The sequence below is a fragment of the Mumia sp. Pv4-285 genome (genome assembly GCF_041320275.1).
Classification (GTDB): Bacteria; Actinomycetota; Actinomycetes; order Propionibacteriales; family Nocardioidaceae; genus Mumia; species Mumia qirimensis.
This window is the reverse complement of the sequence record NZ_CP162023.1, coordinates 1,656,149-1,677,965: the sequence shown is the minus strand read 5'-3', so window position 1 is coordinate 1,677,965 and position 21,817 is coordinate 1,656,149. Positions and strand designations below refer to the sequence as shown.

Genomic DNA, 21,817 nt, shown 5'->3' with positions numbered 1-21,817 from the left:
GATCCTGGATCCGCCCCCGGCACCACCCACCGAACCACCACAACCCGCCGACCCACGAGACCCCGAGGACTCGAGATGACCCACATGTCAGCCGACGCGTACCCCTCATCGGGGACGCGACCGGGCGGCACACCGCGCGACCCGCAGCCGGTCGTCGAGATGACCGGGATCACGATCACCTTTCCCGGGGTCAAGGCGCTCGACGGCGTGGACTTCCGGATGTTCCCGGGTGAGGTCCACGCGTTGATGGGTGAGAACGGCGCAGGGAAGTCCACGCTGATCAAGGCGCTGACCGGCGTCTACCCCATCGATGCGGGGACGATCCTCGTCGACGGCGAGGAGCAGCGGTTCGCCGGCACGGCGATGGCGCAGGAGGCCGGCGTCAGCACCGTGTACCAAGAGGTCAACCTGTGTACGAACCTCAGTGTGGCGGAGAACATGCTGCTAGGTCGCGAACCGCGCCGCCTCGGGCGCATCGACCACCGGCGCATGAACCGGCGCGCGAGCGAGGTGCTCGCCCGCCTGGGTCTCGACATCGCACCCCGCTCCCGCCTCGGGGACCACCCGATCGCCGTCCAGCAGCTGGTCGCGATCGGCCGTGCGGTCGACATCGACGCCCGTGTCCTCGTCCTCGACGAACCGACCGCGAGCCTCGACGCCGACGAGGTCGCCAAGCTTTTCGAGGTGGTGCGAGCTCTCCGGTCGCAAGGGGTCGCGATCCTCTTCGTCTCCCACTTCCTGGACCAGGTCTTCGCGATCTCCGACCGCATGACCGTGCTGCGCAACGGACGCCTCGTCGGTGAGCACCTCACCGACGGCGTCACGCGGCTCGAGCTCGTCGAGGAGATGCTCGGCCGGGAGCTGGAGGTCCTCGAACGCCTCGACCGCGAGCCCTCCCGTCAGCCGGACGAGCGTCGTACGCCGGTCCTGCGGGCGACCGGACTCGGCCGCAAGGGTGCTCTGGCGCCGGTCGACCTCGACGTGTACGACGGCGAGGTGATCGGCGTCGCCGGTCTGCTCGGCTCGGGCCGGACCGAGCTCGCCCGTCTGCTGTTCGGCGCGGACGCGTCGGACAGCGGCACGATCGAGGTGCGCGGGCGTCGCGTCCACCTTCGGACCCCGCGCAAGGCGGTCGACCACAAGATCGGCTTCTCCAGCGAGAACCGGCGCTCCGAGGGCGTGATCGGCGACCTGACCGTGGCCGAGAACATGCTGCTGGGCCTGCAGGCCGCGCGCGGGTGGCTCCGGCCGGTGCCGCCCCGTACCCGCGACCAGCTCGTCGCGAAGTACCTCGAGGCGCTCGACATCCGCCCCGCCGACCCGGACGCGCTCATGCGCAACCTCAGCGGAGGCAACCAGCAGAAGGTCCTGCTCGCCCGCTGGCTGATCATGGAGCCGGACCTGCTCCTCCTCGACGAGCCGACGCGCGGGATCGACGTCGGGGCGAAGGCCCAGATCCAGCAGGTCGTCGACGACCTCGCCCGCGACGGGATGGGCGTGGTGTTCATCTCGGCCGAGCTCGAGGAGGTGCTGCGCCTCAGCGACCGGCTCGTCGTCATGCGCGACCGCCACAAGGTCGACGAGATCACCAACGCCCAGACGACGACAGCCGACCTGATGGCGATCATCGCCCGCGACGAGGAGGCGACTCGTGCGTGACCTCGTCCGGCACCGGCTGTTCTGGCCCGTGCTCGCGCTGCTCCTCCTGCTGGCGGTCAACGCGATCGCCACACCGTCCTTCCTCCAGGTCCGGATGCAGGACGGGCACCTCTACGGCAGCCTGGTCGACATCGCCCGCAACGGCGCGCCCGTGCTCCTCGTGGCGCTCGGGATGACGCTGGTCATCGCCACCCGCGGCATCGACCTCTCCGTCGGCGCGATCGCCGCCATCGCGGGCGCCGTGGCTTGCGTGCACATCGCCGGCGCAGCCGATCCTGCCTCTGCCGGCACCGCGATCACGGCGATCACGCTCGCCCTCGCCGTGTGCATCCTGCTCGGTCTGTGGAACGGCTTCCTCGTCTCGGTGGTCGGCATCCAGCCGATCATCGCCACCCTGGTCCTGATGACCGCCGGGCGTGGACTCGCGATGCTCGTGACCGGCGGCCAGGTCACCACCGTGAACAACGCGTTCTTCAAGGCGCTCGGTGCGGACTACTTCCTCACTTTGCCGATCGCGATCCTGGTGTCGCTGGCCCTGCTCGCGTTCACCGGGCTCGTCACCCGCCGTACGGCGCTCGGCATGCTCGTGGAGTCCGTCGGCATCAACCCTGAGGCCAGCCGGCTCGCCGGAGTGCGCTCGCGCACGATCATCTGGACCGTGTACGTGTTCTCCGCCTTCTGCGCCGGACTGGCGGGCCTGATGATCGCGGCGAACACCAGCTCGGCCGACGCGAACAACGCCGGGCTGTGGATCGAGCTCGACGCCATCCTCGCCGTCGTGATCGGGGGTACGTCGCTCGCGGGCGGGCGGTTCTCGCTCACGGGGACGCTGGTGGGCGCGCTCTTCATCCAGACGCTGTCGACGACGATCCCCACCATCGGTATCCCGTCGGACACGAACTACCTCTTCAAGGCAGTCGTCGTCATCGCGGTGTGCCTCCTCCAGTCGCCGAAGGCCCGGGCGGCGGTCTGGCGCCGCCGTCGCAACCGTCCCTCTCTCGTGAAGGCAGGTCGAGCATGAGCACCGCCACGACCGATGCGCCCGGGGGCACCCTCGCGAGCCGGCTGAAGAGCTACTCCCCTCCGTCGCAGGTGCTCCCCGTGCTGGCGACCTTCGCCCTGCTCGTCGGGATGTTCGGCGTCGGTTCGGTCCGGTACGAGGGGTTCGCCTCTCCGCAGGTCGTCCTCAACCTCTTCGTCGACAACGCGTTCCTCATCGTCCTCGCCGTCGGCATGACGTTCGTCATCCTCACCGGGGGCATCGACCTCTCCGTCGGGTCGGTCGTCGCACTCTCGACGATGATCGCGGCGTCGACGTTGCGTGCGGGCTGGCCGCCCGCGCTGGCAGTCCTCGCAGTCCTGCTCACCGGGACCGTGCTCGGTCTCGCGATGGGTCTGGTCATCCACTACTTCGAGGTCCAGCCGTTCATCGCGACGCTGGCCGGGATGTTCCTCGCCCGCGGCCTCTGCTACCTCATCAGCGTCGAGTCGATCCCGATCAAGGACGAGACGTTCCAGTCGATCTCCGGGGCGTCGATCACGCTCCCCGGCGAGCTCTACATCACGCCGACCGTGCTGATCTCCCTCCTCGTCGTGGCGGTCGCGGCCTGGGTGCTGCACCTCACCCGCTTCGGCCGCACCGTCTACGCGGTCGGTGGCAGCGAGACCTCGGCGATGCTCATGGGTCTCGCGGTCGCCCGCGTGAAGGTCGGCGTGTACGCGATCAGCGGGTTCTGCTCGTCGCTCGGAGGCCTCCTGTTCGCGCTGTACATGCTCTCCGGCTACAGCCTCCACGCGGTAGGCATGGAGCTCGACGCGATCGCCGCGGTCGTGATCGGTGGCACGCTCCTGACCGGCGGGTACGGTCTGGTGATCGGCTCGCTCCTCGGTGTGCTCGTGCTCGGCACCATCCAGACGTTCATCTCGTTCGACGGGACACTGAGCTCGTGGTGGACGAAGATCTCGATCGGTGTGCTGCTGCTCGTCTTCGTCGTCCTGCAACGCTTCTTCACCCGCCGGGAGGTCTCGTGAGCACCGATCGTCAGTCCCCACCGGTGATGGCGGACGTCGCTCGGGCCGCCGGAGTGTCCCACCAGACCGTCTCGCGCGTGATCAACGGCTCCCCCAACATCCGCCCCTCGACGCGGGAGCGGGTCGAGTCCGCGATCCGCGAGCTCGGCTACCGCCCGAACACCGCCGCCCGAGCCCTGGTCACTCGACGCTCGTCGACGATCGGGATCATCAGCACCGGCAGCGGCCTCTACGGCCCCAACAGCATCCACCGCACGATCGAGGACGCGGCACGAAGCGCGGGCTGGTTCGCCGGGTCGGTGAGCCTCGCGACGGTGACGGCGTCGACCCTCACCGACGCGATCGACCACCTCCTTCGCCAGGCCGTCGAGGGGATCGTCATGATCGCCGGCCAGGTCGAGGCCCTCGAGCTGGTGAGCCACCAGGACTTCGGTGTGCCGTTCGTGGTCGTCGAGGGCGACCTGTCGAAGGCGACGAACGTGGTCGGTGTCGACCAGCACGCCGGCGCGTACGCCGCCACGGCCCACCTCGTCGAGCTCGGCCACACGCGGGTCGCGCACGTCCGCGGCCCGCGCAGCTGGACCGAGGCCGACGCCCGCGAGACCGGGTGGCGCGACGCCCTCGCCGACGCCGGTCTGCAGGCTGGGACGCTGCTGCAGGGCGACTGGTCGGCCCGCAGCGGCTACGCGGCTGGGCGGACGCTCGTCGCCGAGGCAGAGACGACCGCCGTGTTCGTCGCGAACGACCAGATGGCGATCGGCCTGCTCCGGGCGTACCAGGAGGGTGGTCGGCCGGCGCCGCGGCACGTGAGCGTCGTGGGCTTCGACGACACCCCGGAGGCCGAGTACCTCCAACCGCCCCTGACGACGGTCCGGCAGGACTTCGCGGAGGTCGGGCGCCGTGCGATCGCCTTCCTCGACGCCGGCATCAAGGGCGTCGAGCCCCACCTCGAGCGCCTCGTCTCCCCCGACGTGATCCTGCGCGCCAGCACGGCACGCCCGTACCGACCGGAGGTGGCGCCGTGAGCAGACCCGAGTACGCCGTCGGCATCGACTTCGGCACGCTGTCGGGCCGTGCGCTCGTCGTCGCCGTCGAGGACGGCCGCGAGATCGCGAGCGCGGAGTCGGTGTACGCCCACGGCGTCGTCACCGACGCCGTGCCGGGCTCACCCGGACGACGGCTGCCGGCCGACTGGGCGCTCCAGGTGCCTTCGGACTATGTCGACGTCCTGCGTACGGCGGTCCCCGAGGCGATCCGCAAGGCGGGCATCGATCCCGCGGACGTGATCGCGGTCGGGACCGACTTCACGTCCTGCACGATGATCCCGACCACCGCAGACGGGACGCCGCTTTGCGAGCTGCCCGCGTTCGTCGATCGCCCGCACGCGTACGTCAAGCTCTGGAAGCACCATGCTGCTCAGGGCCAGGCCGACCGCATCAACGCGCTGGCCGCCGAGCGGGGCGAACCCTGGCTCGCACGCTACGGCGGTCTGGTCTCCTCGGAGTGGGAGTTCGCCAAGGGGCTGCAGGTTCTCGAGGAGGATCCGGAGCTCTTCGCCGCGATGGAGCGGTGGGTGGAGGCGTCGGACTGGATCGTCTGGCAGCTCTGCGGGAAGTACGTGCGCAACGCGTGCGCCACCGGCTACAAGGCGATCTACCAGGACGGCCACTACCCGAGCGAGGACTTCCTCTCGGCACTCCATCCGTCGTTCGGCGACTTTGTTAACGCTCACATCAATCAGCCCGTCGTGCAGCTCGGTGAGCGAGCCGGGACGCTGACCGCGGAGGCCGCGTCGTGGACCGGCCTCCCCGTCGGCATCCCGGTCGCCGTCGGCAACGTCGACGCGCACGTGAGTGCACCTGCCGCCCAGGCGGTCGACGACGGGCAGATGGTCGCGATCATGGGGACCTCCACGTGCCACGTGATGAGCTCGTCGGTGCTCCGTGAGGTGCCGGGCATGTGCGGCGTCGTCGACGGCGGCATCGTGCCTGGTCGTTGGGGGTACGAGGCGGGCCAGAGCGGCGTCGGCGACGTCTTCGCCTGGTTCGTCGACCACGGCACCCCCGCGTACGTCCACGCCGACGCGGCCGCGGCCGGGCTCACCGTCCACGAGCACCTGACCGCACTGGCGGCGGCGCAGGCGGTCGGCGAGCACGGGCTCGTCGTGCTCGACTGGCACAGCGGCAACCGCTCGGTGCTCGTCGACCACGGACTCTCCGGCGTCGTGCTCGGACAGACCCTGGCGACCCGTCCCGAGGACGTCTACCGCGCGCTGATCGAGGCGACCGCGTTCGGGACCCGCACCATCATCGACGCGTTCGTGGGCAGCGGCGTGCCGGTCGAGGAGCTGGTCGTCGCCGGTGGCCTCGCCCGCAACGCCCTGCTGATGCAGATCTACTCCGACGTGACCCGGCTCCCGCTGTCCGTGGTCGGGTCGGCACAAGGCCCCGCCTTGGGCGCCGCACTCCATGCCGCCGTCGCGGCCGGCGCGTACGCGGACATACGCGCCGCCGCGAAGGCGATGGGGTCGGTGCGCAAGGCGGTCTACGTCCCCGACGAGGAGCGTGCGCGCACGTACGACCGGCTGTACGCCGAGTACGTGACGCTGCACGACTACTTCGGTCGGGGTGGCAACGAGGTGATGCACCGGTTGCGCACGCTGCGCGACGAGGCGTCCCGGATCCGGGAGCGGGCGCGATGACCGTGGTGGACGAGGTCCGCCGCACCATCGAGCGGCTGCGGCGCGAGGTGTGCGACCTGCACGCCGAGCTGACCCGGTACGACCTGGTGGTGTGGACCGCCGGCAACGTGTCTGCGCGCGTTCCCGGCGAGGACGCGCTCGTGATCAAGCCGAGCGGCGTCGCGTACGACGCCCTGACACCCGCATCGATCGTCGTGACCGACCTGCACGGCCGTCTCCTCGACGGCGACCTGTCGCCGTCGAGCGACACCGCCGCGCACGCCTACGTCTACCGGCACCGCCCGGACGTGAACGGCGTCGTGCACACCCACTCGACGTACGCGACGGCGTGGGCCGCGCGTGGGGAGCCGATCCCGTGCACGTTGACGATGATCGCCGACGAGTTCGGCGGGGAGATCCCCGTGGGGCCGTTCGCGCTGATCGGTGACGACTCCATCGGGCGCGGCATCGTCGAGACGCTCGCGCAGAGCAGGTCGCGTGCGGTGCTCATGCGCAACCACGGCGTCTTCGCGGTGGGGTCCAGCGCGAAGGACGCGGTCAAGGCCGCCGTCATGTGCGAGGACGTCGCCCGCACGGTCCACATCAGCCGCCAGATCGGCGAGCCGGTGGCGATCGCGCCCGAGGACGTCGACCGGCTGTACGAGCGCTACCAGAACGTGTACGGCCAGCAGGCCGGGGAGAGAGAGCTTCGATGACCGACCGCGCCCTGTGGTTCCTGACCGGGAGCCAGACCCTCTACGGCGAGGAGACCCTCCGCCAGGTGGCCGCGCAGTCGCGCGACATCGCCGAGGCCCTCGACCGCACGGAGGACCTCGCGCTACCGGTCGTCTGGAAGCCCGTGCTCACCTCGTCCGAGGCGATACGACGGCTGCTGCTCGAGGCGAACGCCGACGACTCGTGCGTCGGCGTCGTCGCCTGGATGCACACGTTCTCGCCGGCGAAGATGTGGATCTCCGGGCTCGACGCGCTTGCGAAGCCGCTCCTGCACCTGCACACGCAGCACCACGTCGAGATCCCGTGGGCCACCCTCGACATGGACTTCATGAACCTCAACCAGGCCGCGCACGGCGACCGGGAGTTCGGCTTCGTGCAGACCCGGCTCGGGGTGCCCCGCAAGACCGTCGCGGGGCACGTGTCCGACCCCGCGGTCGGGAGCCGCGTCGCGACGTGGGCTCGCGCGGCCGCGGCGTACGCCGACCTGCGCTCGCTGCGGCTGGCGCGCTTCGGCGACAACATGCGCGACGTGGCCGTCACCGAGGGCGACAAGGTCGAGGCCGAACTGCGCTTCGGGGTCTCGGTGAACACCTACGGTGTGAACGACCTCGTGGCCGTCGTCGACCAGGTGCCCGAGGAGGACGTGACGAAGCTCGTCGTCGAGTACGACGACCTGTACGACGTCTCCCCGGCGCTGCGCGAAGGCGGCGAGCGGCGCGACTCCCTGCGCTACGCCGCGCGGCTCGAGGCGGGCTTGCGCACGTTCCTGACCGAGGGCGGTTTCGGAGCGTTCACGACGAGCTTCGAGGATCTCGGCGGGCTGCGCCAGCTGCCGGGCCTCGCGGTGCAGCGGCTGATGGCCGAGGGGTTCGGATTCGGTGGCGAGGGCGACTGGAAGACGTCCATGCTCGTGCGCGCGACCAAGACGATGGCGGCCGGCCGGCCGGGCGGCACCTCGTTCATGGAGGACTACACGTACCACCTCGAGCCGGGCAACATGAAGTCGCTCGGCGCGCACATGCTGGAGGTCTGTCCGAGCCTCACCTCGCAACGTCCGACGGCCGAGGCGCACCCGCTGTCGATGGGTAGCCGCGAGGACCCCGTCCGCCTGCGGTTCGTGGCCGACCCCGGCGACGGCATCGTCGTCGGCCTCTCCGACCAGGGTGAGCGGTTCCGTCTGAGCGCCAACGACGTGACGCTGGTGGAGCCCGACGAGCCGCTGCCCCGCCTGCCCGTCGCGTGCGCGATGTGGGAGGCGCACCCGTCGCTGACGACGGCGGCGGAGGCGTGGCTCATGACCGGCGGCCCCCACCACACGGTGCTCACGACCGCCGTCGGGTTCGAGGAGTTCGACGACCTCGCCGAGATGCTTCGCACCGAGCTCGTCCACATCGACGCGTCGACCACCACGCGAGCGCTGCGCCAGGAGCTGCGCTGGAACCAGGCGTACTACCGGCTCGCCGCGGGATTCTGACTCTGCTCAGCCGGCACCGCCCGGCGGGTGGCGCTCGCGGAAGAGCGCTGCATGGGTCAGGCGGCGCAGCGCGAGGATGACGGGCTCCACCAGCACTGTCCCGAGGACGACGTCCTGGACGACGTCGGCGAGCTCGGCAGGCACGGCGGGGTCGCGCTGCGCCTCGACGGTGGCGACCTCTCGTCGTGCGATCACCATCATCTGCTCTGCGTACCGGCCGAGCGCACCGGCGTCCAGCGGACGCCCTGCCGCCTCCAGCCCGGCGAGTGCGGCCTCGAGCTGCGCGACCGCGTAGGACGACGGTTCGTACGCGAGACCTATCTCGTCCAGCGCGGCGGTGGCTCGTTCGTACGGCGGCCCGGCGGACACGTACGGCGGGAGCGCCGCGAGCGCCTCGCTGACCGCGGTGTAGGGGTCGGGTGCGGGGTCCTCCAGGACGTCGAGGACTGCGCGCACCTTGGCGAGCGGCATCCCGCCGACCTCGACGAGCGAGCGTACGAGCTGCAGGCGCTGGAGGTGCCCGTCGTCGTACGACGCCTGGGTGGCGCTGGTCGCCCGACCGGGTGGGAGCAGGCCCTCGCGGAGGTAGTACTTGATGGTCGGGACCGCGACGCCGGACGCCTGTGCGAGCTCCGAGATCCGCATCCGTGCCTCCCGTTCGACGACGTCTTGACTATTGGAGAGTAGCACTATCTAATATTGGATAGTCAGACTCTCCAATAGTCGAGGAACCGCCATGGACGCAGCAACCACCATCACCGCAGGCATCGTCGTGCTCACCGTGATCACGATCGAGACCGGCGGCGCCTTCATGCTGCGTGTCGTCGGCGGCAAGCAGCCCGCGAACGCGCTCCAGACGTCGTTCTTCCGAGCAGGTCACGCCCACGCGGGCGTGCTGGTCATCCTCGGGCTCGTCACGCTCCTGCTGACCAGCGCAGCCGACGTCGCCGACCCGTGGAAGTGGATCGGCCCGCTGGGCGTGCTCGTGGCCGCGATCGTGATGCCGGCCGGGTTCTTCCTGTCGGTTCTCGGCAGCGACCCCCAGCGTCCGGGACGCCTCGTCGCTCTCGTCTACACGGGCGCGGCGATCCTCGCGGTCGGGCTTGCCACGACGGGAATCAGCCTGGTCGTGACCGGCGCGAACGCGTGATCAGATCCGGCACCGACGCGTGATCAGATCACGACGTTGACGCGTGATCAAATCACGACGTTGACGAGCTTCGGGGCGCGGACGATCACCTTGCGGATCTCCGCGCCCTCGAGGTGCCGGGCGACGTTCGGCTCAGCGAGCGCCAGCGCCTCGAGCTCCTTGTCGGAGATCGACGGCGAGACCTCGAGCTTGCCGCGGACCTTGCCCTTGACCTGAACCACGCACGTCACCGTGTCGTCGACGAGCAGCGACGGATCGACCGTCGGCCAGGCCTGCTGCGACACCGAGGGCCCGTGCCCGAGCTCGGCCCACATCTCCTCGGCGACGTACGGAGCGACCGTGCTCAGCAGGATCGCGGTCACCTCGGCGGCCTCGCGCACGGCCGGGTCCGCGGCGCCCGCGCCGGAGTCGATCGTCTTGCGCGTCGCGTTGACCAGCTCCATCACGCGTGCGACGACGACGTTGAAGCGCTTCGAGTCGTAGAGGTGCTCGCACTCCGCGACCGTCTTGTGGGTGGTCCGACGCAGCGCGACGTCACCGGCCGTCGCGTCCGTGCCGGGCTCGCTCGCGACCTCGTGCGACACGCGCCACGCGCGCTGGAGGAACTTCGAGGCACCGGCGGGCGAGACGTCGGCCCAGTCGATGTCGTCCTCGGGCGGACCGGCGAAGACGAGGGTCAGCCGCACCGCGTCGACGCCGAAGGCCTCGATCTGCTCACCCAGGTCGATGCCGTTGCCGAGCGACTTGCTCATGGCCTTGCCCTGGTTGATCACCTGGCCCTGGTTCATCAGCGCCGTGAACGGTTCGGTGAAGTCCACCAGACCCATGTCGTGCAAGGCCTTGGTGAAGAACCGGCTGTAGAGAAGGTGCAGGATCGCGTGCTCGACACCGCCGACGTACATGTCGACGGGCATCCAGTGCTTCACGTCCTCGGGCGAGAACGGAGCGTCCGTGGTGCCCGGCGAGCAGTAGCGGAGGTAGTACCACGACGAGTCCACGAACGTGTCCATCGTGTCGGTGTCGCGCCGGGCGTCAGCACCGCACTGCGGGCAGGTCGTCTCGACCCAGTCGGTGGCCGCCGCCAGAGGTGACGTGCCCTTGGGCGCCAGGTCGGCGCCGGTCAGGTAGGGCAGCTCGACCGGCAGCTGGTCGTCGGGCACCGCGACCTCGCCGCAGGAGGGGCAGTGCACGATCGGGATGGGACAGCCCCAGTAGCGCTGACGGCTGAGGAGCCAGTCGCGCAGCCGGAAGTTGATCGTTCGCTCTCCCGTCCCGCGCTGCTCCAGCCAGTCGATGATGGCCGACTTGGCGGCCTCGATCTCGAGACCGTCGAGCGAGACCTCCTCGTTGGCGGAGTTGATCGCCGGACCCGCACCGGTGAACGCGTCCCCGTCGAATCCCTCCGACGGCTCGACCGTGCGGATGATCGGGAGGTCGTGCGCCTTCGCGAAGTCCCAGTCGCGCTGGTCCTGACCGGGGACGGCCATCACGGCGCCCGTGCCGTAGTCGGCGAGCACGTAGTCCGCAGCGTAGATCGGCACCTGCTCTCCCGTGGCGGGGTTCGTCGCGTGCACGCCGAGGAAGACGCCGGTCTTCGGGCGCTCGGTCGACTGCCGCTCGATCTCGGTCGCCTGCTTCGTACGCTCGAGATAGGCGTCGAACGCGCCGCGCTGCTCGTCCGTGACCAGCTCGGCCGCGATCCGCGAGTCGGGGGCGACGACGAAGAACGTCACACCGAAGAGCGTGTCGGGACGCGTCGTGAACACGCGTACGGGCGACTCGCGCCCCTCGACGGCGAAGTCGACGAAAGCGCCCTCCGAGCGGCCGATCCAGTTGCGCTGCATGGTGAGGACCCGCTCGGGCCACCGGCCCTCGAGCTGCTCCATGTCGTCCAGCAGGCGCTGCGCGTAGTCGGTGATCTTGAAGTACCACTGGGTCAGCTCGCGCTTGGTGACCACAGCGCCGCAGCGCTCGCACATCCCCTGCACGACCTGCTCGTTGGCGAGGACCGTCTGGTCGTTCGGGCACCAGTTGACGTACGAGGCCTTCCGGTACGCGAGGCCGCGCTCGAACATCCGCAGGAACAGCCACTGCGTCCAGCGGTAGTACTCGGGGTCGGAGGTGTGCAGACGACGCGTCCAGTCGAAGCTCACGCCGTAGCGCCGGATCGACTCGGCCTGTGTCTCGATGTTGTCGTAGGTGAACGTCGCCGGGTTCTCGTTGCGCTTGATCGCGGCGTTCTCGGCCGGCAGCCCGAAGGAGTCCCAGCCGATCGGGTTGAGGACGTCGTAGCCCTTCAGGCGCCAGTAGCGTGCCAGCACGTCGTGCAGCGCGAAGACCTCGCCGTGGCCCATGTGGAGGTCGCCCGACGGGTAGGGGAACATCGTCAGCGCGTAGCGGCGCTCACGGCCGACATCGGTGCCGTCGGCGTCGAAGGGCCGGAGCTCGTCCCACACCGCGCGCCACTTGTCCTGGATCGCGCGGACGTCGTACGACGCTGCCTCGCCGCTCTGGATGCTCACCTGGTTCTCCTCGAATGTCCGTCACGTACGGCTCCGTACACAGAACAGCCCCTCGTACAGAGGGGCTGCCGCGCTGACCGGTCGGGGTCAGCGCGGCTCGACAAGGAGCTCGCCGTACATGCGTCCCATGCTAGCGCGCACCGTACTGACCGGTGGGCGCCTACTCCGGCCCCGACTGGTGGTCGTCGAGAACCTCGGGGGGCACGTCCTCGACCACGAGGGGTCGCAAGAACGCCCAGAGGACGAACACCGCCGCAACCCCGAGCAGGATCAGGCCGTTGACGAGGTTGACGTTGAACCCGTCGGCCTTCGCCAGCTCGGCGTCGGTGGCGTTGAAGATGCCGAGGAACGTCAGGATCACCCCGTAGATGCCCATCAGGGCGCCGATGATCGTCCGGATGTCGAATGCGGAAGAGATCTGGAAGCGACGCTTGCCGTCAGCCACGGGCGTACTCCTCTCACCAGAAGATGATGTTCAGGGCGATCACGAGCACCAGCGAGATCGACGCGAGCACCGTCGGACGCTGGTACCAGGGAAGCAGGTGCGCGAGCGGGTCGCGCAGCTGGTCCCTCGGCGTGAGCGAGTAGACGAAGCCGCGCAGCTGCGTCGCAGGCTTCGGTTGCGTCACGAGGCTCACCACGATGCTGACGGCGATGTCGACCACGAACGCCGCGCTCGCCGCGACGAAGCTGGCGCCCTGACCGGACAGCGGGATCACGCCCAGGCTCGCACTCCCGAACGCGTCCTCGCTGAGGAACGCGACGGCGACGGCGGCGAGCGTGCCCGAGACGAGACCGACCCAACCGGCGGTGGCGGTCATCCGCTTCCAGAACATACCGAGGATGAACGTCGCGAACAGCGGCGCGTTGAAGAACCCGAAGAGGGTCTGGAGGTAGTCCATGAGGTTGGAGTAGCCGGAGGCGATGATCGCGGTGAAGATGGCGATCACCGTCGCGCCGATGGTCGCGAAACGGCCGATCTGCGTGTAGTAGCTGTCCTCGCGGTCCTTCTTCACGTACTGCTGCCACAGGTCGATGCTGAAGACCGTGTTGAACGCGGAGATGTTCGCGGCCATGCCAGCCATGAACGACGCGATGAGGCCGGCGATCGCGAGGCCGAGCATGCCGTTGGGCAGCAGGTCGCGCATGAGCAGCAGGATCGCGTCGTTGTACTGGACGCCTGAGCTGTCGTCGCCAGCCTTCAGGGCGATCATCTCTGGGACGAGGACCGCGCAGATCATGCCCGGGACGACCACGATGAACGGGATGAACATCTTGGGGAACGTGCCGATGATCGGAGCGCTCCGAGCGGCCGACATCGACTTCGAGGCCATCGCGCGCTGCACCTCGACGAAGTTCGTCGTCCAGTAGCCGAACGAGAGCACGAATCCGAGACCGAACACGATGCCGACCACCGACCAGAACGGGTCGTCGATGCCCGTGAGGTTGGTGCCCGGCCACGACGACAGCTGCTCCGCCCCGCCCGGCGAGTCCGTGATCTTGCTGGTCAGGCCGTCGATGCCGCCCACCTTGTGGAGGGCGACGAGCGTGAGCGGCAGCAGTGCGGCGACGATCACGAAGAACTGGAGGACCTCGTTGTAGATCGCGGCGGAGAGACCACCGAGGGTGGTGTACGTGAGGACCACGACGGCCGCGGCGATCAGCGACACCCACAGCGGCCAGCCGAGGATCACGTTGACGATCGTCGCGAGCAGGTAGAGGTTGACGCCGGCGATGAGCAGCTGGGCGATCGCGAAGCTGAGCGCGTTGACGAGGTGTGCGCCCGTGCCGAACCGCATCCGCATGAACTCGGGGACGCTGCGCACCTTGGACCCGTAGTAGAACGGCATCATCACGATGCCGAGGAACAGCATCGCGGGGACGGCACCGATCCAGAAGTAGTGCATCGTCGGCATGCCGTACTGCGCGCCGTTGGCGGACATCCCCATGATCTCGACGGCGCCGAGGTTCGCGGAGATGAACGCGAGGCCTGTCACCCAGGCGGGCAGCGACCGGCCGGAGAGGAAGAAGTCGATGCTGGTCGACACCTGTCGCTTCGCGATCACGCCGATGCCGAGCACGAAGACGAAGTAGATCGCGATGATCAGGTAGTCGGAGAAAGTGGTGTCCAGCCGAAACGTGTCGTCGGCCGCCAGCAGTACGGTGCCGTCCATCCGCCCTCCTGCGTCGTCGCTGTCGTTCTCGGGGTCAGAGGACTGGCCCGCACGGCACGTTACTCCGAAGGTCGGAGGTTGGCAGACCGAGACGTGCCCGGTCGATTCCGCTCCCGCGGCGCCGTGTCCGACGGCGTGCGGTGCGCGAGACTGGCACGCATGACGCTGACTCGCCGCGACGTCCTCGTTGCGCTGGCTGCTGCCGGGGTCGGACTGGCCACCGGGTGCAGCGGTGACGACTCACCGGACCCCGACCCCACGACCGAGCCGACGACCGAGCCGACGGCATCCCCTCCCACGACCCGGCCCGCGCCGACGCCGACCACCCCGGACGACCCGACGCGACTGCGCATCGACGACGTCGTCGCGGACGGGCTCACCGTGCCGTGGGGCATCGCGTTCCTCGGAGCCGGTGGCGCGCTTGTCACCGAGCGCGACACCGCTCGCGTCGTCCGGGTCGGCGACGGACGGACGCAGACCGTCGGCGAGGTCCCCGGCGTCGACACCGACAGCGGCGAGGGTGGGCTCATGGGTCTCGTGCTGACCCCCGACGAGGACGCGGTCCTCGCCTTCCTCACGTCTGCCGACGACAACCGCCTCGTCCGCATGTCGTACGACGGGCGCCGGCTCGGACGACCGGAGGTCCTGCTCGACGGCATCCCCCGCGCGCTCAACCACAACGGCGGCCGCCTCGTCATCGGACCGGACGGACTCCTGTACGCGAGCACCGGCGACGCCGGCGAGCGCGACCGCGCGCAGGACGTGGACTCCCCGTCGGGCAAGATCCTGCGGATGACGCTGGACGGAAAGGCCGCCGACGGCAACCCGTTCCGCAACCGCGTGTGGTCGTACGGCCACCGCAACGTCGAGGGGCTCGCGTTCGATGCCGACGGGCGCCTCTGGGCGGCGGAGTTCGGTGACCAGGCCACCGACGAGCTGAACCTGATCGAGCGCGGCGGCAACTACGGCTGGCCGCAGACCGAGGGGCCCACCGACGAGCGCGGACTCGTCGGGCCGAAGGCGTGGTGGAGCACCGACGACGCGTCGCCCGCAGGGGTGGGCATCGCGTACGGGACGGCCTACGTGGGCGCGCTGCGCGGTGAGTGCGTCTGGGCCGTCCCGCTCTCGGGGACCGATGCAGGTCGCCCGCGCCGCCGCCTCGCAGGCGAGGACCTCGGCCGTGTGCGCAACGTCGTGCCCGCGCCGGACGGGACCCTGTGGGTGACCACGAGCAACACCGACGGTCGCGGTGATCCGGCGGACGACGACGACCGGATCCTGCGCGTCACGGTCGGTTAGGGTCGAGCGCATGACCTGGCTCGTGACCGGCGGCGCCGGCTACATCGGATCCCACGTCGTGCGCGCTCTGACCGAGGCCGGGACGCCCGTCGTCGTCCTCGACTCGTTGGAGTCCGGGCACCGGCAGTTCGTCGACGGGGACGTGCCGTTCGTCGAGGGCAACGTCACCGACACCGGGCTCGTACGCCGCACGCTGAGCGAGCACGGCGTGGTCGGGGTGGTTCACGTCGCCGGCTACAAGTACGCCGGGGTGTCCGTGCAGCGCCCTCTGCACACCTACGAGCAGAACGTCACCGGCACGCTCCACCTGCTCGACGCGATGGCCGAGGTCGGCGTCGAGTCGGTCGTCTTCTCGTCCTCGGCCGCCGTCTACGGCACTCCCGACACCGACCTGGTCACGGAGACGACGCCGACCTCCCCGGAGTCGCCGTACGGCGAGAGCAAGCTGGTCGACGAGTGGCTCCTGCGGGCGCAGGCGCGCGCGACCGGGCTGCGGCAGACGTCGCTGCGCTACTTCAACGTGGTGGGCTCGGGCTACGCCGACCTGTACGACTCGAGCCCGCACAACCTCTTTCCCAAGGTCTTCCAGACGCTGACCACCGGCGGCGTGCCGCAGATCAACGGCGGCGACTACCCCACGCCGGACGGCACGTGCGTCCGCGACTACGTGCACGTCGCCGACCTGGCTCACAGCCACGTCGTCGCCGCCCATGCCTTGGCCGAGGGCTCGCCGCTTGAGCCCGTCTACAACCTGGGCAGCGGTGACGGCGTCTCGGTCCGGCAGATCATGGACACGATCGCCGACGTCACGGGCATCGACTTCGACCCGGTGGTCGGCCCTCGCCGCCCGGGCGACCCGGCCCGGATCGTCGCGTCCGGCGAGCTCGCCGGACGCGACCTCGGCTGGCAGATGCGGCACACCCTCGACGACATGGTCCGGAGCGCGTGGGCCGCCTGGACGCAGGTCGGCGCCCAGGGCGCGGCGGGCTGACCCCGCTCACGGCTCAGGCAAGACCGGCGAACTTCTCGACCTTGCTCGTCGGGCCCGACACGATCAGCTCGTCGAACTCTCCGAGGAAGGTCTCCGGTCGCGCGTACGTGAAGTCGGCCCCGGGCCGCTTCACGCCGACGACCGTGATGCCGTACTGGCTGCGCAGCGCGGACTCGGCGAGCGTCCGCCCGATCGCGCCGGTGGGAGCAGCCGTACGCGCGATCGCGAAGCCGTCGTCGAACTCGATGAAGTCGATCATCGAGCCGGACACCATGTGGGCGACCCGCTCCCCCATCGCCGACTCGGGATAGACGACGTGGCTCGCCCCCACCCGCTCGAGGATCTGGCCGTGCTTGCGGTTGATGGCCTTGGCCCACACCTCGCGCACGCCGAGCTGGGTGAGCGTGAGGACGGTGAGCACGCTGGCCTCGATGTCGGTGCCGATGCCGACGACGGCCCGGTCGAACTGGTCGGCGCCGATCTGGCGCAGCGCCTCCTCGTCGGTGGAGTCCGCCTGCACGGTGTGGGTGAACTCGGTCGCCCACTTCTGCACGAGCTCCATGCTCTCGTCGATGGCCAGGACCTCGTGGCCCATGCGGGTCAGCGACGAGGCGACCGCGGTCCCGAACCGGCCCAGGCCGATCACGAGGACCGGGGCGTCCGGCGGTGGGGTGTTCTTGGGCACTGGTCAGCTCCTAGCCGATGATCGGTCGCTCTTCAGGCAGGTGGAAACGGCGAGGTTGGGAGCGCAGGGCGAGCGCGGACGCCGTCGCGACCGTACCGACACGCCCGATCAACATCAAGATCATCAGCACGACCTGCGCCGTGGCGGGCAGGTCGCCGGTGATGCCCATGGACAGCCCGGCAGTGGCGAAGGCGGACGTGCACTCGAAGAGCGCCTCCTCGACGCTCACGTCTGCGACGGTGAGGACCGCCAGGGTGGACGCGACCACCAGCATCACCGCGAGCAGCGCGACGGTCAGCGCCTGGCGCAGGGTGCTCGCCCCGATGCGGCGCGAACCGATCGTGACGTCGGGGTCACCACGCACCTCGGCGAGGATGACGAAGCCGAGCAGCAGGAACGTCGTGACCTTGATGCCGCCGGCGGTGCTCGCGGAGCCGCCGCCGATGAACATCATGATCGTCGCGATGAGGTTGGTCTCGGGATAGGCCTCGGCGTAGTCCACCGAGTTGAAGCCGCCCGAGCGCGGCATGACACCGCCCTCGAACGAGGTCACGAGCTTCTCACCGACCGACTGAGGGCCCAGTGTCCCCGGGTTCGACCACTCGACGACAGCGAACAGCACGGTGCCGACGGCGAGGAGCAGGAACGAGCCCCACACCGTGAGCTTGGTGTGGATCGACCACCGCTCGGGACGCCGCCAGCCGCGCGACAGCTCGGCCAGGACGGGGAACCCCATGGCGCCGATGAAGACGGCGATCGAGATCGGGATGATGAGGCCCGCATCGCCGGCGTACTGGACCAGGCTGTCGGGGGCCAGCGCGAAGCCCGCGTTGTTGAAGGCCATCACCGCGTAGAAGATGCCGTGCCAGAGGGCCTCGCCCCAGCCTTCTCCGTGCCGTGACTCGAACCCGAAGGTGAGGATGACGGCGAGCACGGCCTCGAACCCGAGCATGGTGATGAGGATCCGGCGCAGGAGCGGGACGACCTCGCCGAGGTTCACGAGGTGGAGGTCCATCTGTGTCGCGAGGCGCGACCGCAGCCCGATGCGTCCGCCTACGACGACGCCGAGGATCGTCGCGAGCGTGACGAACCCGAACCCGCCGATCTGGACCAGGACGAGGATCACGACCTGTCCGAGCGGCGTCCAGTAGGTCGAGATGTCGACGACGGAGAGGCCCGTCACGGTCACGGCCGACACCGACGTGAACGCGGCCGGGAGCAGCGCGTCACCCTCCTGTCCCTCGGCACGCATCCCGGGAATCATCAGGAGGAAGGTGCCGACGACGCTGCCCACGACGAACGTCGCGGGAAGGATGCGGACGGGGTGCGCCAACGCAGAGAGCAGAGCGCCCCAGCGCGACCGCCGAGAGGACAGTGCCACGCGGGCAGGCTACCCCGTCACGGACCGCGGTGGGCGCGGAGCCATCGTGCTCGAGCGCACGACGAGCTCCACCGCGACCTCGGCATGGACGGGCTCTCGCGTGTCGGGCTCCTGGCCGAGCTGACGCAGGAGCAGCGTCGCCGCCTGCGTCGCCTGCTCGCGCACGTGCTGGTCGACCGTGGTCAGCCCGAACACGTCGCCGAGGTCGTGACCGTCGATGCCGACGACCGAGACGTCACGGGGTACGTCGAGGCCGAGGTCGCGCGCCGCGGTGATCGCGCCGATCGCCAGCTCGTCGGACGCCGCGGAGATCGCCGTCGGACGCAGCCTCGGATCGGCGAGCAGCCGCTTGGCCGCGGCGTACCCGTCCTGGGTGGTGAAGTCGCCGAGCGCGATCAGGTCGGGGACGATCTCGACACCGGCGGCGCGTACGGCGTCGGCGTAGCCGCCCTGACGCGTGGTCGCCAGTGCGAAGTCTCCGGCACCCTCCCACCCGATGTGGGCGATCCTGCGGTGGCCGAGCGCCACGAGGTGCTCGGTCGCCAGTCGCGCCGCCGCGAAGTCGTCGATGCTCACCGTCGAGACGCCGGGGATCACGCCGCCGATGCAGACGATAGGGGTGCCGACGCGGAGCAGGTCGGCACGCTCGGCGTCGTCGAGCTCCAGGGCCACGGCGAGCATGCCGTCGATGCGCTTGCGGAGCAGGAAGTCGCACAGCACGAGGTCGCGCTCGCGCTTGCCGCCACCGAGGTAGTAGAGCGTGAGGTCGTAGCCCTCGGCCGCGAGCACCGTGGACGCGGTCTCGATCACGGTGCTGAAGAACCACCGGTTGACCCACGGGACCACCATGCCGACGTTCTTGCTGCGGCCCGACGCGAGGCTCGCCGCGTTGTACGACGCGACGTAGCCCAGCTCGCGCGCTGCCTGCTCGCTCTGTGCGCGAGCGGCCTCGGAGACGTGACCGCGCCCGCTGAGCGCCCGTGACACCGTCGCCACCGAGAGACCTGCACGCTCGGCGACGTCCTTGATGGTCACGCTGGCCACGGGCGAGGACTCCTAGACCGCGTCCGACGACGCACGGAACCACGCGACGGCGTCGGGCGCGAGCCGGCCGTCGTGCACCGCGGACGGGACGCTCTCCAGCAGCACCTCGTCGGTGCCGATGGCCACCGGGTGGTCGGACAGGTTGGCGACCACGAGCACCTCTCCGTTGACGAACGCGAGCACCGCAGGGTCGTCGGTGCGGACCCAAACTAGCGAACCCGAGCCGAGCGCGAGGCTCTTTCGCGTCGCGAGCGCGTGCGTGTAGAGGGCGAGCGTCGACGTCTCGTCGGCGCGCTGCACGTCGCGGGCGTACCGGCTCCACTTCTCGGGCTGCGGCAGCCACGACCTGCCGGTCGCGTTGAACCCGTACGCGGGGGCGTCGGACTCCCAGGGGATGGGGACCCGGCAGCCGTCCCGGCCGACGACCGTGCCGCCGCTGCGCAGGAAGTAGGGGTCGCGCCGGGCGTCGTCGGGGATGTCCAGCACCTCGGGGAGTCCGAGCTCCTCCCCCTGGTAGACGTAGACGGCGCCCGGGAGCGCCGTCATCAGGGCAGCCGCCGCACGTGCCCGCCGCTCGCCGAGCTCGGGGTCCAACGGAGTCCCGGCGCGGATGCCGTGACCGAGGTCCACGTGGGCGCCGTCGACGAGCCCGAACCGCGTGGCGTGACGGGTGACGTCGTGGTTGGAGAGCACCCACGTGCTGGGCGCCCCGACGCCGCCGAACGCCGCGAGGGACTCGTCGATCACGCCCCGGAGCCGGTGCGCGTCCCACGGTGCGTGCAGGTACGCGAAGTTGAAGGCCTGGTGCATCTCGTGCGGGCGTACCCACTTGGCCGCACGCTCGAGAGGCGCGACGTTGGCCTCGGCGCACAGGATGCGGTCAGGACCCCAGCTCTCGAGCCGTTCGCGCCACCGCTCGAAGACGACGTGCACGCCGGGCTGGTCGAACATCGGGGCGTCCTCGCCGGGGAAGCCCGGGCTGCTCGCGCCGTCGGGTCGTCCTCCCCAGTCGGGCAGCCCCGGCGCCTTCACCAGCGCATGGGCGACGTCGACCCGGAACCCGTCTACACCGCGCGCGAGCCAGAAGTCGAGAACGCGGTCGAAGTACGCGCGGACGTCGTCGTCCTCCCAGTTGAAGTCCGGCTGCGACGGGTCGAACAGGTGCAGGTACCACTGGCCGGGGCTCCCGTCGGTCTCGGTCACCCGTGTCCACGCGGGTCCGCCGAAGTGCGACTGCCAGTCGTTCGGCGGGTGCTCCCCCGCGTCGCCGCGGCCGTCTCGGAAGTGGAAGTGGCCGCGCTCGCGACTGCCCGGGGCGGCGGCCACGGCTGCTCGGAACATCGCGTGGTCGCTCGAGCAGTGGTTGGGGACGAGGTCGACGATGACGCGTACGCCGTGCGTGTGGGCCGCTTCGACCACCCGGTCGAAGTCGGCGAGCGTCCCGAACATCGGGTCGACGTCGCAGTAGTCGCTGACGTCGTACCCTCCGTCGCGCTGGGGCGACGGGTAGAAGGGTGACAGCCACACGGCGTCGACGCCCAGCTCGGCCAAGGACTCCATGCGCGCGGCGATGCCGGGGAGGTCACCGGTGCCGTCACCGTCACCGTCGGCGAACGAGCGCGGATAGACCTGGTAGACCACGGCGTCGCGCCACCAGCCATGCTCCTGCACGGGGCTCGGGTGTGGGGCGGATCCGTCGGTACGCGGGGCCACGTCGATCATGGGCGTGCTCCTTGAAGGCGAAATGTTGGAAGCGATTACACCATAGTCATCGCCTCGCTGATCGCAACCCTCGCCCTTGGCGGCCCGTGCAGATCGCTGGAATTCCCGCAGTTCTTGCTGCCTCGTTATCGAACTGTTGCGAGCAGGTTTCCCGATGCCCCTTGCCATGAGCGCCGCGCGTCACCTAGAAATGGAACCGATTCCACAACCTCGAAGGAGCGCTCCCCATGCTGGTGAACCGCAGAGGCGTCCTGGCCACTGGTGCCCTGG

At 69.9% G+C, this 21,817-nt stretch carries 18 protein-coding genes; 10 read left to right on the top strand and 8 right to left on the bottom strand.

What is annotated here, in order from left to right:
• Nucleotides 1–75: 75 nt before the first annotated feature.
• Genes AB3M34_RS08100 through araA form a run of 7 tightly spaced genes read left to right on the top strand, consistent with a single transcriptional unit; the run spans nucleotide 76 to nucleotide 8,579 of the window.
• On the top strand, nucleotides 76–1,659 hold the full coding sequence (locus AB3M34_RS08100) for a sugar ABC transporter ATP-binding protein (RefSeq protein ID WP_370618871.1): 1,584 nt from the start codon (nucleotides 76–78) through the stop codon (nucleotides 1,657–1,659).
• A complete protein-coding gene (locus AB3M34_RS08095) occupies nucleotides 1,652–2,680 on the top strand; it encodes an ABC transporter permease (protein WP_370618869.1) in 1,029 nt (342 codons plus the stop codon). The genes AB3M34_RS08100 and AB3M34_RS08095 overlap by 8 nt, the downstream gene beginning before the upstream one ends.
• Nucleotides 2,677–3,690, top strand: a complete 1,014-nt coding sequence (yjfF, locus tag AB3M34_RS08090; protein ID WP_370618867.1) for a galactofuranose ABC transporter, permease protein YjfF — start codon at nucleotides 2,677–2,679, stop codon at nucleotides 3,688–3,690. The genes AB3M34_RS08095 and yjfF overlap by 4 nt, the downstream gene beginning before the upstream one ends.
• Nucleotides 3,687–4,715, top strand: a complete 1,029-nt coding sequence (locus AB3M34_RS08085; RefSeq protein WP_370618865.1) for a LacI family DNA-binding transcriptional regulator — start codon at nucleotides 3,687–3,689, stop codon at nucleotides 4,713–4,715. Before yjfF ends, AB3M34_RS08085 begins: the two co-directional genes overlap by 4 nt.
• Nucleotides 4,712–6,391 carry a ribulokinase gene (gene araB, locus AB3M34_RS08080; RefSeq protein ID WP_370618863.1) on the top strand — a complete coding sequence of 560 codons (1,680 nt, stop codon included), beginning with the start codon at nucleotides 4,712–4,714 and terminating at the stop codon, nucleotides 6,389–6,391. Before AB3M34_RS08085 ends, araB begins: the two co-directional genes overlap by 4 nt.
• Nucleotides 6,388–7,086 carry an L-ribulose-5-phosphate 4-epimerase gene (locus tag AB3M34_RS08075; protein WP_370618861.1) on the top strand — a complete coding sequence of 233 codons (699 nt, stop codon included), beginning with the start codon at nucleotides 6,388–6,390 and terminating at the stop codon, nucleotides 7,084–7,086. Before araB ends, AB3M34_RS08075 begins: the two co-directional genes overlap by 4 nt.
• On the top strand, nucleotides 7,083–8,579 hold the full coding sequence (araA, locus tag AB3M34_RS08070) for an L-arabinose isomerase (RefSeq protein ID WP_370618859.1): 1,497 nt from the start codon (nucleotides 7,083–7,085) through the stop codon (nucleotides 8,577–8,579). Before AB3M34_RS08075 ends, araA begins: the two co-directional genes overlap by 4 nt.
• A 6-nt stretch (nucleotides 8,580–8,585) precedes the next feature.
• On the opposite strand, the gene AB3M34_RS08065 is transcribed toward araA, so the two are convergent.
• Entirely contained in the window at nucleotides 8,586–9,224 is a 639-nt protein-coding gene (locus AB3M34_RS08065; protein ID WP_370618857.1) for a MerR family transcriptional regulator, read from the bottom strand.
• Nucleotides 9,225–9,315: 91 nt separating this feature from the next.
• Between AB3M34_RS08065 and AB3M34_RS08060 the strand changes: the two genes are divergently transcribed.
• Complete coding sequence (locus AB3M34_RS08060) at nucleotides 9,316–9,729, top strand: hypothetical protein (protein ID WP_370618855.1); 414 nt, start codon at nucleotides 9,316–9,318, stop codon at nucleotides 9,727–9,729.
• A 47-nt stretch (nucleotides 9,730–9,776) separates the two neighbouring features.
• On the opposite strand, the gene leuS is transcribed toward AB3M34_RS08060, so the two are convergent.
• The 3 genes from leuS to AB3M34_RS08045 all read right to left on the bottom strand — a co-directional run bounded on the left by leuS (nucleotide 9,777) and on the right by AB3M34_RS08045 (nucleotide 14,425).
• Nucleotides 9,777–12,251, bottom strand: coding sequence for a leucine--tRNA ligase (leuS, locus tag AB3M34_RS08055; RefSeq protein ID WP_370618853.1), 2,475 nt, complete (start codon nucleotides 12,249–12,251; stop codon nucleotides 9,777–9,779).
• A gap of 160 nt (nucleotides 12,252–12,411) precedes the next feature.
• On the bottom strand, nucleotides 12,412–12,696 hold the full coding sequence (locus AB3M34_RS08050; RefSeq protein ID WP_370618851.1) for a hypothetical protein: 285 nt from the start codon (nucleotides 12,694–12,696) through the stop codon (nucleotides 12,412–12,414).
• A gap of 13 nt (nucleotides 12,697–12,709) precedes the next feature.
• Nucleotides 12,710–14,425: a sodium:solute symporter family protein gene (locus AB3M34_RS08045; RefSeq protein ID WP_370618849.1), complete on the bottom strand. Its 1,716-nt coding sequence runs from the start codon at nucleotides 14,423–14,425 to the stop codon at nucleotides 12,710–12,712.
• 159 nt (nucleotides 14,426–14,584) lie between these two features.
• Here AB3M34_RS08045 and AB3M34_RS08040 point away from each other — a divergent pair, with 159 nt between their 5' ends.
• Both AB3M34_RS08040 and galE read left to right on the top strand, forming a co-directional pair.
• Nucleotides 14,585–15,724 (top strand): PQQ-dependent sugar dehydrogenase, encoded by a 1,140-nt coding sequence (locus tag AB3M34_RS08040; RefSeq protein WP_370618848.1) that lies wholly within the window; start codon nucleotides 14,585–14,587, stop codon nucleotides 15,722–15,724.
• A gap of 10 nt (nucleotides 15,725–15,734) precedes the next feature.
• A complete protein-coding gene (gene galE, locus AB3M34_RS08035) occupies nucleotides 15,735–16,715 on the top strand; it encodes a UDP-glucose 4-epimerase GalE (RefSeq protein WP_370618846.1) in 981 nt (326 codons plus the stop codon).
• A 13-nt stretch (nucleotides 16,716–16,728) separates the two neighbouring features.
• On the opposite strand, the gene AB3M34_RS08030 is transcribed toward galE, so the two are convergent.
• The 4 genes from AB3M34_RS08030 to AB3M34_RS08015 are packed head-to-tail and all read right to left on the bottom strand — an operon-like array spanning nucleotide 16,729 to nucleotide 21,547.
• A complete protein-coding gene (locus AB3M34_RS08030; RefSeq protein ID WP_370618844.1) occupies nucleotides 16,729–17,400 on the bottom strand; it encodes a potassium channel family protein in 672 nt (223 codons plus the stop codon).
• A 10-nt stretch (nucleotides 17,401–17,410) separates the two neighbouring features.
• Entirely contained in the window at nucleotides 17,411–18,781 is a 1,371-nt protein-coding gene (locus AB3M34_RS08025) for a TrkH family potassium uptake protein (protein WP_370618842.1), read from the bottom strand.
• A 9-nt stretch (nucleotides 18,782–18,790) separates the two neighbouring features.
• Entirely contained in the window at nucleotides 18,791–19,825 is a 1,035-nt protein-coding gene (locus AB3M34_RS08020) for a LacI family DNA-binding transcriptional regulator (protein ID WP_370618841.1), read from the bottom strand.
• A gap of 12 nt (nucleotides 19,826–19,837) precedes the next feature.
• Nucleotides 19,838–21,547, bottom strand: a complete 1,710-nt coding sequence (locus tag AB3M34_RS08015; protein ID WP_370618839.1) for an alpha-amylase family glycosyl hydrolase — start codon at nucleotides 21,545–21,547, stop codon at nucleotides 19,838–19,840.
• Nucleotides 21,548–21,817: the final 270 nt, after the last annotated feature.